Here is a 15411-nt window from a genome sequence, read left to right as displayed (position 1 = left end):
CGGTCCCGTTTGAGTTTTCCACAATTTGTCGCGCCGCGCGCGACGATCTGTTCTAAATCTGCGCGATATCTTGCAGTTTGTACGCCTGCAGCGGAAATAGATGTCTACACCAGTTCAGCTTAAAGATCCACAGTCAGCTTTCAGACGGTCTATTTTACTTCGTGGACGGTGATATGGAGGGACGTTTCGGCCCGTTCGGCATCCCTTCATATCCATTTCGATGCAAGTGGCAGTCAGATTTACAGAGAACAGGAGGTAGTCGGGTTATTCAGGAGAGGGTTCCAGGTGACCGGCGATCTTGCAAAAAATGGTGACAAATCTATCCAGAATCTAACGCGGTTCCAAAGTCGCTCGGCTTTTCGCTTGTCGGCCCTCCTCCCTTTCATATCGTAGATAGAAATGTCGAAGTTGGGAGGGAACATGAGAAACAACGAACCAGTAGCAAAAAAAGACGTAAACAAAAAAGAGGACTGCTCACCGAAGAGCGCTGCGCTGCCGATGGGAACGAGCTTCATGGTCGCGCGGACCCACCTCGTACGCGATCTGATTTCTCGCGGGAGCGAAGCCGGGATCGTTCTCATCTGCGCTCCGCACGGATTCGGAAAGACGGGCTTGCTTCTCCAGTACGCAGATGAGGTTCGCAGCGACCCCGCGCGCGGCGCGGTCAGCATCATGGATGTCACCGGATTCTCACTCGAGGAACTCGATGCCCTGCTCGATCGGGGCGAGGAGTTGATCGCGCTGTCACCGCATCCGCTGCTCGCCATCGATAACGCACCCTGTTTGGATCCCCCCGCGCTCAAGGCGTTCGTCGAGCACCTCAGAAAGATGCGCGAGCGAGGTTTCGAGTTCATCATCACCTGCAGACCGAACAACCACGCGCTCGTTCGCGCGACCGGCGACTCCATAAAAGTCAGTGCTCAGAGCCTCAAGGTGAGACCCAAGGAATACGCTGAGTGGGCGCGAACGTTTTCGATCTCGAGTTCACTTGACGTCTATCGGCTCACACAGGGTGTTCCTCTTCTCGTGGCTTCGCTTCAGACCGTCACAGAGCGCCAAGAAGAATCCGAAACCATGCTCGATCTCGCCGTCATCGACATATATCGCTCCGTTCTGAACGAGATTCAAGGCGACTGCGGCGGGCTCGCCGATCTCATCCAGCTTATGCTGCTGATGGGGCAGGGGAGCATCGCCGATATGGAACGTTGCGGTGTGCGCGTCGACGTCCGGGATCTTTCGCGCATCGCACGCGACTATCCGTTGTTCGGTTTCGATCCGGCTTCGCGCGAGTTCTCCTGCATCAACGCTGAGGGTTCAAGCCTCCGGCGCATCTGCGAGCAAATCGCAGCCATGCGACCCGAATTGGTGACCAGAGCGGCGAGGATTCTGCTCAAAGCCGATCGCGTCGACAGGGCGGCCATGCTCATCGATCAGCATCTGGATGCTGAACGCGGTCTCGCGATCCTGCAGCAGTTCCCCCTGAAGCTGGCGCTTGCGGGGCACGCGACGCTTATCAGCGCTATCGTGGCGCGATACGAGGCCCTGCCCGGTCAGCGCGAGATCGGAGTCGGCGCGCTGCTTGGCGCATACGCTGCAGCTCTGACGAGCGGCGACATCGCGCTCGCTCGCCTCACGGCCCGTGAGCTGAGCCGGCGCGCGCAAAGGATCGACGACGAGATCGATAGCGCCGACTGGGAGGCCGCCTGCGCGCTTTCAGAGATGTGGACAGGGTGTCGCAATATCGAGCTGCCGCAGTCACCTCGTTTCGCCGCCGAGTCCCCATCGTTGCCCGTGGTCGCGAGACTTCGCGCTCACGTCCGCTTCCAATCCGATTTCTTGCGCGGACGCCTCGATCCCGCGGACCCCGGGCGCGTTCCCACCGGTGCTTCCGAAGCCGATGATCTCGACGTGTCGAGTCTTCTCGACCTCACCGATCTGCTGCTCGGTGAGGTCGCCTCCGGCACCCTGGATAAGCTCGATGAGCGCGACCAGCTGCTTTGCGCCATGGAGCCGATCGTGCGAAGCCGCAGGCTCCGGCCGCTGCTCGATCGATTGAGGCTCGTGGTGTCGGCGCGCAGGATGCTCGTCGGCCTGCCCGTCACAGATGAGCGTTCATTCGCCGATGCATCCACAGGTGCCATTCGCGCAGGTGATCAGTCGACGCAGCTGCTCTGCCTCCTTCTGGAAGGTTGGCAGGACCTCATGGTGGGTCAGGTCGTGAACGCGGAGTTTCGCGGAACGCAGGTTCTGCGGCTCGCAGACAAGGAGCAAAAACTGCTGAGGAGCTGGGCCCATCTGCTCGAGCGCACGGCGCACGTCATGAACACGTCGCGCGTCGCGATACGCGAGGAGGCCGAGATGCTCGACTTGGCCGAAAACGACATCTCTGTCGCACAGGCGTGGGCGAACGCGTTGCTCCTGTCTTCCGCGCGATTCGACGCCGAGCTGTCCGCATGGTATTCCCTGCACAAGAACAAGCTGCTCGATCCCGGGATGCGTCTCATCGCCCGTCTCGCCATGTGCGCTCTGGGCGAGCGCGCCGACGCTATGCGTCGACTCATTCCGGATCAGCTGCGACGCAGATATGATTTGCAAAATGATTCTGAACCCAAGGGAGCGGATCCGCTTCTCGGGGTCCCGGACCCATCGATCACCCATGAGGTGGGGCAGCTGAACATCAGATTGTTCGGGGGATTCAAGGCGGAGCGAAACGGCCATACGCTCACCGACGAGCTGTGGCGTCGAAGGAAGACGAGCGTGCTCGCCTCCAGGCTTGTGCTGGGGATGGGGTCATTTGTGAGCAGGCGCACCCTTGCCGAGGAGTTGTGGCCCGAATATGATTACGGCCATGCCAGAAGCAATCTGTACAGCGCTCTGTCGATGCTGCGCCGTGCGATGGGGCAGCGTCGAGGAGGCCCCCAGTATATCATCACGCAGGGCGAGGGTGTCGCGGTCAACTCGGAGTACGTCGCCTCCGATGTCATGCGGATGGCCCTTCTGACCCGTGAGGTTCTTCTCGGGCGCAGCGGTGTATCCGGTGAGCAGATACTCGAGATGTGTCTCAAGATCGAAGAGCTCTACGTCGGGCCGCTGTACGTGCCTGACGCCGCGGATTCGGCGTACTTTGTTCGCGTGCGAAAGGCCATGGGATCCAGGTTCCTGGATTGCATGATTCGCGGCGTCGAGATCGCGATCGAGCAGGAAGACTTCTCATCGGCGGCTTGGATGATCGAGGCCGCGCTCAAGGAGGATCGAACGCGCGAGGATGTGATCAGAAGCGCGATGCGCGTCTACGATCTGGGCGGTCGTCGCCGCGAGGCGGTCGAGCTGTATCAGAGCCATCTCTATTATCTCGACCACGAACTCAAGGCGTCACCGGAGTCCGAGACGTGCGCCATCTATGAGCGGATCGTGCGCAAGAGCCGCAACCGGGACATCATGTAGCGAGATGCGAGCGCTCGGCTCGCATGAGCGATCCGGGGGGCGGGGTCGTTCAGCTGATATCGATATGCTCGATGTCGTCGCGGCTGCTTCTGCGGTACAACGTGAAGCGGCGACCGATCACCTGGACGATCTCGGCTCCGCAGCTCTTCGCGACCTCATCGGCAGCGGCGCGCGCGGTGAGAGCAGAAGTATCGAGCACCGAGCACTTGATGAGTTCATGCGCCTCCAAGCTCTCGCTCGCCTGTGCGACGGTGCCCGCACCCACGTTCGCCTTGCCGATGATGACGACCGGATCGAGATGATGGCCGATTTTGCGAAGCTGTCGAATCTGACGTCCTGTTAGTGACATGGCACCCCTGCTCTTCATGCGTGGCGCTCTCGCTGCTCGCGCGTTCAGCTCTGTCGGCTTCCTACCATAGCGCATCGCGCGCACCGGGTGCATCGGAGCCCCGGCATTCTCAAAGAATCTCGAAGCGGCTCCGATGCCACCCGAGCACCTGTCGCAGGGTCAAGATACTGCGGTTTCTCATCTGCGGTGACGCGCATGCGAATGAAACCCCTCATGAGATGGTAAGCTCTGGTGCGTAGGCTAAAGCCCGACTTCGGCGCAACGCTAAGGAGTTCAATATGTCTGAGAAGGATCGCCTCGATTCGCGACGCGCGTCAATCAGCATCGATCCGGCCGGTCCGCCTTGGGCACCCTGCGGCGAGAGCACCGCAGCGCCGAGGGCGCGCTCGGCTTCGTCCGCCCCCTCAGCCGTCCGCGCACCGGTAGATGGGCTCACCGCGGCTCGACGCGCCCAAGGCGAGAGTCGCGCGGGAGGACTGGGAATCGGGCTCACCTGTCCACAGCCCGGTTCCCCTTCGGGCGGACACGCGCGACCCGTCTCTGCAACGCTGGTCGCTCTCGCATCGGCTGCCGTGGGAATCGCACTCGCGATCCTGCTCATCTTGGTGGTGGGCGGTGCGATCATGGCGGTCGTGATGCGAGACGACAGCTCTGCGCCAGGCGATCAGCCGGCGGTCTTCCAGACCGCGACGCGCGCGCCGAGCGATACCGGAGCGGTGAGCGGGCATCTGTGCGCGTCGCTCAGATCATGAGAGATAGCCGAGCCAGCCGACGTAGGCTTGAGCGGTTTCTGGAACCGCGAGCGTGAGGTTCTGTCCGTAGACCTCGACGCCCAGATAGGAGGGATCCTCGTAGGTGGTGACGGTGACCTTCATGCCCTGATAGGTTGTGACGAAGCCGCTCTTCTTCTTGGCGCTATCCGGCAGCGGGATCATCTTCCAAGATGAGATGTTCAGGTTGTCGATCGCATCCGATACCTGATCTTGCGACAGTCCCGTGGCGGATGATATCTCCGCGATCCTGTCGCGCAGGGCACTGTCCGCCTTGCCCTTCAGACCCGATTTCTCCAGAAGCGCGTTGCCGGCATCCGAGCTCAGCGAGCGTATGAACGGCATGTTGCCGAGCGGCGTGTTGACAAGCAGAGATAGACCGCCGAGCACGATGACGAGAAAGATGAGCGCTTTGGCGATCACACGGGTGAAGAACCTCATGGCAACCTAGTTCCTAAGCGAGTTGATAGGAGCCGGAAAGCGTCCGCCTCGGTGTGCGAGCACGTCTCCCGCATACGGGTTGACAGCCATGACCGGAGCTCGTCCGAAGAGCCCTCCGTATTCCAAGCAGTCTTTCGGACCTTTGCCGATCGCGGGGATGATGCGAACAGCTGTCGTCTTGCCGTTGATGACCCCGATGGCCATCTCGTCGGCGATGATCGCCGCGATCGTCTCGATGGGCGTGCTGCCCGGTATGGCGATCATATCGAGCCCGACCGAGCACACGCAGGTCATCGCCTCCAGCTTCTCCAGTGAGAGAGCCCCCGCTTGGACGGCCTCGATCATGCCGGCGTCTTCCGAGACGGGTATGAAAGCTCCGGAGAGACCTCCGACATTGGAGGTCGCCATGACCCCGCCTTTCTTCACGGCGTCGTTGAGCAGGGCCAAGGCGCAGGTCGTACCCGGTCCGCCGCAGGTACCCACGCCGATGATCTCCAAGATGCGCGCGACGGAGTCCCCGGCTGCCGGCGTCGGTGCGAGCGAGAGATCGACGATGCCGCGGGACACGCCCAATCGTTTGGCCGCTTCACGATTCATGAGCTCGCCGGCACGCGTGATCTTGAAGGCGACCTGCTTGATCCGCTCGGCGACCTCCGTCAGCGTCGCGGATTCCGGCAGCTTCTCAAGGGCTGCCGCCATGACGCCGGGGCCCGAGACGCCGACGTTGATGACGGCATCCGCCTCGCCCGAACCATGGACGGCTCCAGCCATGAACGGAGAGTCCTCGACCATGTTGGCGAAGACCACGAACTTCGAAGCGCCGATGCAATCGCGATCAGCGGTGGCGAGCGCCGCGTCGCGGATGACGCCGGCTACGCTCAGCACGGCGTCCATATTGATACCGGCGCGGACGCTTGCGACGTTCACACTCGAGCATACCCTGGTCGTGGCGGCGAGTGCCGATGGGACGGATGCGATGAGCCGACGATCGGCGTCTCCGATGCCCTTGTGAACGAGAGCTGAGAAGCCCCCGATGTAATCGATTCCGATCGTCTCGGCTGCCGCGTCGAGCGCGCACGCGATCGGCGTGAGATCCTCGGCGTGACACGCGGCGGCGATCTGGGCTATCGGCGTGACCGATACGCGCTTGTTCACGATCGGAATGCCGTATTCGCGCTCGAGCTCCTCGGCGCAATCGACGAGACGCTCAGCGGTTCGAGTGACATGTTCGTAGACATCGGCGCACACGCTGTCGATGCTTTCGCGCGCGCAACCCGTGAGCGAGATGCCCATGGTGAGCGTGCGAATGTCGAGATGCTGAGTGGAGACCATCTCAAGGGTGTCCGCGATCTCGCTATGCGTGATCCCCACGGGCTCTCCTTCCGGGGCTGAGCTTGCGATACGATATGACCATTCTACTGTGCATTGCTCGGTGCGGATGGAACAAACACATCGCGGTGGTCGCCGAGCCACCAGGGGTCCCGCCTTCTCGTTCGGTCTTCCGTATGCGCGTGAAGATGGGGAAGAAACGTGCCGATCGGCCGCTTATTGGGTTTATGGGTCCGCTCTGCGGTACCCTGTCCGTATGCGCGTTCACCGAGAGGCTGTCCATCATCTCACAACAGGGTGCGAGCAGGCTGTTCGGTGACGCTGATCAACGCGTCCGCTGCTCGGGCGACGCATGGCTGAAGGGATTCGCGTGGCCGATCTCACCGATCGTTTCGGAACTCTGGTGTTCTCAGAGGTTGTCATGAAAGACTACCTTCCCAAGGACATATGCAAGCGTCTGTCTGCTACCATCGACCGCGGAGAGCCGCTCGATCTGGATCTGGCGAACGCCGTGGCCCATGCCATGAAGACGTGGGCTCTCGAGCGCGGAGCAACGCACTACGCTCATTGGTTTCAGCCCCTTTCGGGCATCACCTCGGAGAAGCACGATGGATTCCTCGAGCCGAACCGCGATGGCACCGCGATAACGAAGTTCTCGGGCAAGGAGCTGATACAAGGCGAGCCGGACGCATCGAGTTTTCCCAACGGCGGGCTGCGCGCGACGTTCGAGGCCCGAGGCTATACCGCGTGGGACGCCACGAGCCCGGCGTTCATCAAGGCGCGCGTTCTGTGCATCCCCACGGCGTTCTGCTCCTACAACGGCGAGGCGCTTGATAAGAAGACACCGTTGCTGCGGTCGATGAAAGTCCTCGACGAGCAGGCGAAGCGCGTGCTCGCGCTGTTCGGGAAGACGCCGCAGCGCGTCTCGCCCTACGTGGGCAACGAGCAGGAGTATTTCCTGATCAAGAAAGAGGCCTACAACGCGCGACGCGATCTGGTCATCTGCGGACGCACGCTGTTCGGGGCGCCTCCCTGCAAGGGTCAGGAGCTCGAAGAGCACTACTTCGGAGCCATCCGTCCCACCGTCGCCTCATTCATGCATGAGCTCGACGATGAGCTGTGGGCGCTCGGAATCCCCGCGAAGACCGAGCACAACGAAGTCGCGCCGTGTCAGCATGAGCTGGCACCCGTCTACACCGAGCTGAACGAGGGAGTTGACAACAACCTGCTCGTCATGGAGAAGATGAAGTTTGTCGCTTCGCGCCACGGACTCGTCTGCCTGCTCCACGAGAAGCCCTTCAAAGGTATCAACGGTTCGGGGAAGCACAACAACTGGTCTGTCGCCACCGAAAGCGAGAACCTTCTCGATCCGGGTGATTCACCTCTTGAGAACCTGCAGTTCATCGTCTTTCTCACGGCGGTCATCGAAGCGGTCGACACATATCAGGACCTGCTGAGGACGACGGTGGCAACCTGCTCGAACGACCATCGCCTCGGCGCCGACGAGGCGCCTCCCGCCATCATGTCGATCTTTCTCGGTGACTGCCTGACCGAGGTGGTCGAAAAGATCGCCGATGGGAAGGCTTCCATCCACGCGACGCACGACATCCTCGATCTGGGTGCCGACGTGCTCCCCAAGCTCGAGCAGGACAACACCGATCGCAACCGGACTTCGCCGTTCGCCTTCACCGGCAACAAGTTCGAGTTCCGCGCGCTCGGTTCAGAGTCGAATCCGGCAGATACGAACACAGTGCTCGATACCGCGGTCGCCGCCTCGCTCAAGCGCTTCGCCGATGCGCTCGAGGACACGCCGAGGGAGCGTTTCGCGGCAGCGGTTCTGGATCTATGCAAGATCCGGCTGAACGAGCATCGACGTATCCTGTTCTCCGGGGACGGCTACTGCGAGGCGTGGCACGAGGAGGCGCGGCGGCGGGGTCTCAGCGATCTTCGCACGACTGCAGATGCGCTGAGTTGCTATCTCGACGAGAAGAACATCGATCTGTTCCAGAGCATGGGCGTGCTCACGGCACCTGAGATGCACAGCCGCTATGAGGTCAAGCTCGAAAAATACAACAAGCTCATGAATATCGAGGCGACGACGATGACTCGCGAGGCCCGACGCGCGTACCGCCCTGTGATCACCGCATACGCGACCAAGGTCGCCAAGGGGCTGGAGGCCATACGATCGGCCGGAGCGGACGCATCGATGAAAAGCGAACAGGACACGCTCAACCGCCTGTGTCAGGGCATAACTGAGATAAACGATGGCATCGATGCGCTCGTCGAGGTACATGAGCGAGCCGAGGCGATCACAGATGCGCAGGAGCAGGCGATGTGCTACGCCCATGAGGTGAACCCCGCCATGGAACGACTGCGCTGCGCTGTGGACGCCATGGAGGAGATCGTTGCGGCAGATTACTGGCCGGTGCCGACCTACGATGACATCTTGTTCTACGTCTAGGGCAGAAGCGCGCTGCTCAAGATGAAGTGCTGCTCCTGGCTCGGCTCCCAGGCCTTTTCCCAGGTCTCGAGCGTGGCGTCGTAGGCCTCGACGTCGGCCGGGTCGATCTCTCTGACGGGACTGGCTCGATAGGTCCAGCGATGACCCTCCAGTGTGCCCTGCGCGAGCTGGGCCACGAGCATCGAGGCGGGATAGGTGCCGTCTTCAAGCGACATGTTGACGCGCTTGCAGCTTCTGAAGCCCTGCCGAACGAAGATGGCGGGATCGCCGAAGACGACGACGGTGCCAAACCCGAGATCGCGGGCCTTTTGAAGTGAATGGTCCATCAGCCTCGTTGCGAAACCCTGGTATCGGCATCCCGGATGTACGCACACAGGGCCGAGCGTGAGAGCGGTCCTCTTCGCGCCGGTCTCATCGGAGATGCTCGCCCGCGTGTACATGATGCTTCCCACGATATGGCCGTGGACCTCGAGGACGAGGTTGAGATCATGCACCAGATCCGGATGCTCGCGCATGATGTGAACAAGGTAGTGCTCGCTGCAGCCGGGTTCGTGAAGATTCCAAAACGAGGTGCGATACAGCTTGTCGACGGTCTCCCGGTCCGCTTTGGTCTCCCGGCGCACGACGGGATCCTCGCTGGGATCCCCTCGGGTGGCGGGGCCGTCCTTCAGCGTCTTCTTTCTATCGCGGGCCCAGCGCGGGTAACGATCGTCGAGGGCGCGCGGACCGCACCCGTGAGCGGTGGTCACGGTGAGCGTTCGGGCGTTGAGGGTTATGATGGCATCTGGAGCGTGCACCAGGTAGTTCTTGCCACGCAGCGTGACGCTCGTCTTGGGGTCGAGGATGCGCGACCGGCACCAGTTCGAGACGTCGTAGACCCCCAGACCGAGATTTCGCGAGAGCCGGACTGCGGCAAGCTCGGTGGTATGTATGCTATCGAGCTTCTCGATCAGATCGTCTTTGGTGCCCATGGCATTCTTCCTCTCCCATTCACACCTGCATCTCATCATGGTAGCGCAATCGGGTGCGCTCGCGCTCGTCCGCGAGGACTGGATAACCGCCGAGAAGAGCGAGTCGGGCTCGAATTTCAAACTCAACGCTGCCTTTGAGTCGTCTTGCGCGCCTCCTGCGCGGCACCTGGGCGCTTGCCAACCCGGATAAGAGGGATTCTCCCTGACTCGGCGTTACGCGTTGCGGTGAGTGCGAGACGCGTTGCGCTGACGTTGCGAGTGAAGGATTCCTCGCGACGTGAGAGAGTGCGAGAGTCCCTCTGGTATGCAAAGGGTGCACTCTGGTATACTCTTTTGCGCTGTCCCCATCGTCTAGTGGTTAGGACACCGCCCTTTCAAGGCGGTAACGCGAGTTCGAGCCTCGCTGGGGGCACCAGAAGCGGTTTCGGGTCCGGTTTCTCTTTGAAGCCGGACCTTTTTCATCTCCTCAGGCGATGTCTGGTGCGCTGTGCATCGAGCGCCCTTCGGGAACCGTGTCATCGTTTTGGCGGCCAGCCGACATCGGCGGGAAAGCGCCTGGTGACCATGTTCGCGCAACTCAGGTCTAGAAACCATTGCGGCTGGCGAAAGCGTCGGATATCGCGAGCGTTCCCTCGACCGATTCCGCCCAGGGAACGAAATCAGGTGTATCGGAAATAATCGCATCCGCCTCCCAGACCGCTTGATGGGGGAGATCCCAGCTGTCGCGCGGCTCAGGCCGAACGGGCAGGTATGGATCCAGATAGGTTGGGTTGAGCAGGAAGAATGCCCCGCCGTCGCAGCGCTCGTTGAAATCGCGCAGCGCTCTGCGGGCTGCCTTGGTCTTTCCGAGCTTGTAGAGCAGAATCGTGCGGGCGAGCAGATACCAGGGAGAGTTCTCCGGGTGATCCGGCGCGCTGTCCCTCATCGCCGCAGGGCTGTCCGCAGTTGCGGTTCGAGACGATCCGGGTGCCTCGGCACGGTGCTCCTCACTCAGGGCGCAGAGCCTGTGAGCCAGCTCGAAGAACCCAGGCTCATCTTCAAGGCGAGCCAGCGCCAGCATCACCGTTCCCTCGGCATGATTGGGATATCCCTCGGCGCGCATCACCAGACGCGCGTAATCGGCCGCCCGTCGATACCGAGCCGTCTGCATGCACTGCTGCGAGAGGGCCTCAAGAATATGAAGCCAGCCGATGACCTCCAAGCTGGCGGCTGTCAGATCGGCCGCATCCGAGCTGTTCTCCCGTGCGCATGAGGGCGAGATCCAAAAGTGCGGAGCAGCGATGTCAAACCCGGCGACGCTCTCGCTCAGTTGATCTCGGACCTCCGCTTCGAGCTTCAAGAGATCGGAGACGATACCATCGGGTTGGGCGTGATCGAGCAGAATCGCCAAGAGCTTCGGCTCGGCGAAGAACTCGTCCATCTTGGCGATGTCGAGGAGGCTGGCGCGGATTCCGGCGAACAGCGCGAAGCGCGATTTGGCGAAGTCATCGTCTTGCAGATCTCCGATGGCGTCTAGCCCCCTCATGAGCGCGGATCGAGTTCGCCTGTACTGCACGAGGGCCCGAGCACGCGGGGTCGTCGCGTACTTCTCCGGCCGCTTGGCGATATCTCGTCGCAGCAGCTCCCGTGCGGCCGCGGTCAGATCGCTATGGTCTTTGCCGTACTCATTCAGCAGATAGCAGATCGTGTAGTCGTTCAGGTTCATCAGTTTTCGTCTCCGGGGAGCGGGTAGCCGATGATGCGCGCGTCAAGATCTTTGTCGCTTATCTCGCGTTGGACGATCTCGCTGGTCGCGATCCAGGTCGCCAGACTCGGGGACTCGGGATCGCTCGGGCCCTCCTGCAGAAGCGGGGTCGCCTCGCTCAGAGCCAGTATCAGCTCATCTTTGCTGCCGGCTTCGACACCCACGCGCGCGAAGACGCCATCTGGCAGCTCGGGCTGGTAGAAGAGCATATCAGCGCAGTTGGGATAGGTGCGCATGAGACTTCTCAGCTCGTGGGCGGCATCTGAGAGGTCCAGTGCATGATAGGACATGCACAGGGCAGCCAAGATCGCCCATGCATCATCCGTGCGCGCAGCGCTATGGTGCCTTCGGCGCGCTCGGGTGGATGTCAGATTCGGTGCGATGCGTCGCCGTCCGAGTCTCTTCAGATCCCCGCGGGGACGCTCGAGCTTCGCCATGGCGAGCATCGCGGTGAATCGAATATCGGCGGGATCGCTCGGAACTCTGGCCAGGCTTCGTTCAGCCGTCCGGAGAGCGAGCGTGTAGCGGCCGGCGATAAAGGCTCTTGAGGCGATGGCCGCGAGCCAGCGCAGATAGGGACGTCGTCCCAGATCATCTGCGAACTCCCTGCTGTAGACATCGCCAGCGCTAAGGAGGCAGGTCTCGGCATCCTGTTCGACCTCCTTCTCGTGCGCAAGAAGATAGTCGACATACTCCTCATTCGATTCGGACTCCATCGCGGCGAGCATCCGCCGCGCATCCCAATTTCCGCCGTCCAACCCGATCGCTTCGCGAAGCTGGAATTCCGCATGCTCAGCGGCCGCTTCCGCCTCGGCGTCATCGGCGATCGCGGGAATGGCGTAATCGATCGTTCCGGCGGCTTTTGCAACCAAATGAAATGAGCGATCGCTATCGCTGACGATGAGCTGCGACGGATCCTCATCGAACGCCGTCATGCACTCTTCAATGAACACGCTGTTATTGAGGGGGAAGACGCGTCTGCGCTTCATGGTCTGAAGGATAAGTCGCAAGCAGTCCTCTTGCATGGGATCGAACGACATCGCCGGATCTCCTCTTTCTTTTCCGTCAATCAGCTAGCATAACACATGTACCCATGATTCAGTCGACCTGTCATATCGGCACCGTCATCTTCTTCGTCGATGCGCACGAATGAGATCGTGTTGAGAACGTAGAGGCCGCCTCGATCGAATGGCGGTAGAATATGAGTTGACAACGGGGCATGTCAAGCAGGTTCAACGTTTTCTGTTCATGCGGCACCGAAGACGGTTCCGCTTGTATGCGGGCTTATCGAGCCTGCGATTGGGAGGTATGTATGGGACGTTTCACCAATCCTCGCGACTTGTTCTTCGGTGAGGGAGCCCGTCATGAGGTGGCCAACCTCAAGGGCAACAAGGCCATGATCGTCACCGGGGGCGGCTCCATGCGCCGGGGCGGCTTCCTCAAGGATGTCGAGACGGATCTCAAGAGCGCCGGCTTCGAGGTCTCGGTGTTTGAGGGCGTCGAGTCCGACCCTTCGGTCGAGACCGTCATGAGGGGCGCCGAGGCCATGAGCGCCTTCCAGCCGGACTGGATCGTCGCGATCGGCGGTGGTTCGCCTATCGATGCCGCAAAGGCGATGTGGCTGTTCTATGAGTACCCTCACGAGACCTTCGAGGAGGCCATCGTTCCGTTCAGCTTTCCCGAACTGCGCCAGAAGGCCAGGTTCTGCGCGATCGCCTCGACGTCGGGTACGGCGACCGAGGTCACCGCATTCTCTGTCATCACGGACTACAAGCTGGGCATCAAGTATCCCCTGGCCGACTTCAACATCACGCCCGATGTCGCTATCGTCGATCCCGAGCTGACCTACACCATGCCGCAGAAACTGTGCGCGCACACCGGCATGGACGCGCTGACGCATGCGGTGGAGGCCTACGTTTCAACCGCCGGTTCGATGTATACCGATGGCAACGCCTTGCATGCGATCCGCGAGATCGTCGAGTGGCTGCCGCGCTCATACGAGGGTGATCATATCGCGAGGCAGCACATGCATGACGCTCAGTGCATAGCCGGTATCGCGTTCTCAAGCGGACTGCTCGGCATCGTTCACTCGATGGCGCACAAGACGGGGGCCGCCTTCTCAGGGGATCATATAATTCATGGGTGCGCCAACGCGATGTACCTCGGCAAGGTCATCCAATTCAACGCACGCGATACGCGCGCGCGAAACCGATACGCGTTCATCGCCAAAGAGATCCTGCACCTTGATGGAACGAGCGAAGACGAGCTGGTCAGCGCTCTCGTGCAGAAGATTCGCGACCTCAACGATGCGCTGAGCATCCCGCAGGGCATAAAGAACTACGGACGCGGAGGCGTTCGCGCCGATGCATCCGTGATAGACCCTGATGAGTTCAAAGCGAAGCTGCGCGATGTGGCCGCTACGGCGATCGGTGACGCCTGCACGGGCTCCAATCCGCGTCAGCCCACGCAGGAGGAGATGGAGAAGCTCCTCATGTGCGCATACAACGATGAGGCGGTGACCTTCTAGGGAACCGAGGACGCCGCACGGTTTCAGCTTGCTGCGAACGATCGCGCTGAGGCGGTCGCCAGCGTCAGAGCACCCCGTCGCGCATCGCGCGGCGGGGTGCTCTGACTGCACGGGCGCAGAGGGTGTCACCGAAATTTGTCTTCTTTGGATCGAAACGCATCCCGCATTCATTATGATGGGTACAAGAGTGCTATTCTCTCCTGCCTCATGAGCGCGCGGTCCCATGCGCGCTCGGAAAGGGATGTGATCAGACATGTCGATCGATGTTGGGATCGTCGGCGCCGCCGGATACGTCGGCGCCGAGCTCGTCCGGCTTCTTTTGGATCATCCGGACTTTGAGGTCGTTGCCATTACCTCGGATGCGGACGCGGGCCAGACGTTCGCAAGCGCGTATCCATCGTTTTCCGGTGTGAGCGATCTCGTGTTCACCGGTCATGATGACGCGAGGCTCACCGAATGCGATGCGGTGTTTTTGGCTGTTCCGCATACCGCCGCGATGGCGCTGGTACCCGATCTGCTTTCCGCCGGTGTCACGGTCATCGATCTCTCGGCTGACTACAGGCTGGCCGGTGCCGATGTCTTCGAGCAGTGGTATGGCGTGCACCATACCTCTCCGCAGCTTCTGAGTACGCGGTTTTTCGGACTACCGGAGCTGTTCGGCGACGGGCTCGTGGCGGCGGCCGAGCAGCGCGCTCAGGGAGAGCCGGTTCTTGTGTCATGTGCCGGCTGCTATCCCACGGCGACATCGTTGGCGGCCTATCCGGCCCTGGATGCCGGTTGGATCGATTCCACGAGCCTGATCGTGGTCGATGCCATTTCGGGCGCGACCGGTGCGGGGCGCACCGCAAGCGCTCGGACGCATTTCTGCAATGTCGACGAGAACCTTGAGGCATACGGCGTGTGCCGGCACCGTCACACGCCCGAGATCGAGCAGATACTCGGTGCCCCCGGGCGCGTGGTGTTCACCCCGCATCTGGCGCCGCTCAAGCGCGGTCTGCTCTCGACGGTCACCATGGTGCTTTCGTCCGAGTGGGCATCCGCGTTGACATGCGAAGAGGCGATATCTCGGTACCGGGACTTCTTCAACGGACGGGTTTTCGTTCGAGTCATGGATGAGGACGAGATGCCGAGGACGGCATCGGTCGCGGGGAGCAATGTCTGCCAGATCGGTTTGGCCATCAGCGAGCGCACGCATTCTTTGATCGCGGTCGCCGCGATCGACAATCTGTGCAAGGGGGCCGCAGGTCAGGCCGTGCAATGCGCGAACACCTTGTTTGGGTTCGACGAGAGCCGGGGATTGCCGCTGGCGGCTCTTCCGGTGTGATGCTTCGCCCCGCGAGACGCGGGGCGAAGCATCGTTGGCATACAGATGGAT

At 61.3% G+C, this 15411-nt stretch carries 11 protein-coding genes and 1 tRNA gene; 6 read left to right on the top strand and 6 right to left on the bottom strand.

The window, feature by feature from the left end; all coding sequences use genetic code 11:
* Positions 1-420: 420 nt before the first annotated feature.
* Positions 421-3444 (top strand): AfsR/SARP family transcriptional regulator, encoded by a 3024-nt coding sequence (locus tag CORGL_RS07310; RefSeq protein ID WP_013709265.1) that lies wholly within the window; start codon positions 421-423, stop codon positions 3442-3444.
* Between the two features lie 49 nt (positions 3445-3493).
* Here CORGL_RS07310 and CORGL_RS07305 read toward each other — a convergent pair whose 3' ends face one another.
* Complete coding sequence (locus CORGL_RS07305) at positions 3494-3811, bottom strand: YhbY family RNA-binding protein (protein WP_245526897.1); 318 nt, start codon at positions 3809-3811, stop codon at positions 3494-3496.
* 260 nt (positions 3812-4071) lie between these two features.
* Here CORGL_RS07305 and CORGL_RS07300 point away from each other — a divergent pair, with 260 nt between their 5' ends.
* Positions 4072-4545 carry a hypothetical protein gene (locus CORGL_RS07300; RefSeq protein ID WP_013709263.1) on the top strand — a complete coding sequence of 158 codons (474 nt, stop codon included), beginning with the start codon at positions 4072-4074 and terminating at the stop codon, positions 4543-4545.
* Here the strand turns inward: CORGL_RS07300 and CORGL_RS07295 are convergent.
* Positions 4540-5004, bottom strand: a complete 465-nt coding sequence (locus CORGL_RS07295; protein ID WP_013709262.1) for a hypothetical protein — start codon at positions 5002-5004, stop codon at positions 4540-4542. The genes CORGL_RS07300 and CORGL_RS07295 overlap by 6 nt on opposite strands.
* 6 nt (positions 5005-5010) lie before the next feature.
* Complete coding sequence (locus CORGL_RS07290; RefSeq protein WP_013709261.1) at positions 5011-6375, bottom strand: PFL family protein; 1365 nt, start codon at positions 6373-6375, stop codon at positions 5011-5013.
* A 310-nt stretch (positions 6376-6685) separates the two neighbouring features.
* Between CORGL_RS07290 and CORGL_RS07285 the strand changes: the two genes are divergently transcribed.
* Positions 6686-8794: a glutamine synthetase III family protein gene (locus CORGL_RS07285; RefSeq protein ID WP_013709260.1), complete on the top strand. Its 2109-nt coding sequence runs from the start codon at positions 6686-6688 to the stop codon at positions 8792-8794.
* Here the strand turns inward: CORGL_RS07285 and CORGL_RS09470 are convergent.
* On the bottom strand, positions 8791-9765 hold the full coding sequence (locus CORGL_RS09470) for a GNAT family N-acetyltransferase (RefSeq protein ID WP_013709259.1): 975 nt from the start codon (positions 9763-9765) through the stop codon (positions 8791-8793). The two genes, CORGL_RS07285 and CORGL_RS09470, sit on opposite strands and share 4 nt — an antisense overlap.
* Before the next feature lie 340 nt (positions 9766-10105).
* On the opposite strand from CORGL_RS09470, the gene CORGL_RS07270 reads away from it, so the two are divergent.
* Positions 10106-10180: transfer RNA gene (locus tag CORGL_RS07270), tRNA-Glu, on the top strand.
* Between the two features lie 168 nt (positions 10181-10348).
* Here CORGL_RS07270 and CORGL_RS07265 read toward each other — a convergent pair.
* Both CORGL_RS07265 and CORGL_RS07260 read right to left on the bottom strand, forming a co-directional pair.
* A complete protein-coding gene (locus tag CORGL_RS07265) occupies positions 10349-11470 on the bottom strand; it encodes a hypothetical protein (RefSeq protein WP_013709258.1) in 1122 nt (373 codons plus the stop codon).
* Positions 11470-12549, bottom strand: a complete 1080-nt coding sequence (locus tag CORGL_RS07260; protein WP_013709257.1) for a hypothetical protein — start codon at positions 12547-12549, stop codon at positions 11470-11472. Before CORGL_RS07260 ends, CORGL_RS07265 begins: the two co-directional genes overlap by 1 nt.
* Before the next feature lie 272 nt (positions 12550-12821).
* On the opposite strand from CORGL_RS07260, the gene CORGL_RS07255 reads away from it, so the two are divergent.
* Positions 12822-14036, top strand: coding sequence for an iron-containing alcohol dehydrogenase (locus CORGL_RS07255; RefSeq protein WP_013709256.1), 1215 nt, complete (start codon positions 12822-12824; stop codon positions 14034-14036).
* A gap of 253 nt (positions 14037-14289) precedes the next feature.
* A complete protein-coding gene (argC, locus tag CORGL_RS07250; protein WP_013709255.1) occupies positions 14290-15360 on the top strand; it encodes an N-acetyl-gamma-glutamyl-phosphate reductase in 1071 nt (356 codons plus the stop codon).
* The last annotated feature ends 51 nt before the right edge of the window (positions 15361-15411 follow it).

The sequence above is a fragment of the Coriobacterium glomerans PW2 genome, assembly GCF_000195315.1.
GTDB classification, from domain to species: domain Bacteria; phylum Actinomycetota; class Coriobacteriia; order Coriobacteriales; family Coriobacteriaceae; genus Coriobacterium; species Coriobacterium glomerans.
The sequence above is the reverse complement of the archived record's forward strand: the minus strand, read 5'-3'. Positions and strand labels throughout refer to the sequence as shown.

What these genes read in the sequence shown, in the direction of transcription:
- CORGL_RS07310 (WP_013709265.1), top strand. Translation starts at nt 421, where the DNA reads ATGAGAAACAACGAACCAGTAGCAAAAAAAGACGTAAACAAAAAAGAG.
- CORGL_RS07305 (WP_245526897.1), bottom strand. Translation starts at nt 3,811, where the DNA reads ATGAAGAGCAGGGGTGCCATGTCACTAACAGGACGTCAGATTCGACAG.
- CORGL_RS07300 (WP_013709263.1), top strand. Translation starts at nt 4,072, where the DNA reads ATGTCTGAGAAGGATCGCCTCGATTCGCGACGCGCGTCAATCAGCATC.
- CORGL_RS07295 (WP_013709262.1), bottom strand. Translation starts at nt 5,004, where the DNA reads ATGAGGTTCTTCACCCGTGTGATCGCCAAAGCGCTCATCTTTCTCGTC.
- CORGL_RS07285 (WP_013709260.1), top strand. Translation starts at nt 6,686, where the DNA reads ATGGCTGAAGGGATTCGCGTGGCCGATCTCACCGATCGTTTCGGAACT.
- CORGL_RS09470 (WP_013709259.1), bottom strand. Translation starts at nt 9,765, where the DNA reads ATGGGCACCAAAGACGATCTGATCGAGAAGCTCGATAGCATACATACC.
- CORGL_RS07265 (WP_013709258.1), bottom strand. Translation starts at nt 11,470, where the DNA reads ATGAACCTGAACGACTACACGATCTGCTATCTGCTGAATGAGTACGGC.
- CORGL_RS07260 (WP_013709257.1), bottom strand. Translation starts at nt 12,549, where the DNA reads ATGTCGTTCGATCCCATGCAAGAGGACTGCTTGCGACTTATCCTTCAG.
- CORGL_RS07255 (WP_013709256.1), top strand. Translation starts at nt 12,822, where the DNA reads ATGGGACGTTTCACCAATCCTCGCGACTTGTTCTTCGGTGAGGGAGCC.
- argC (WP_013709255.1), top strand. Translation starts at nt 14,290, where the DNA reads ATGTCGATCGATGTTGGGATCGTCGGCGCCGCCGGATACGTCGGCGCC.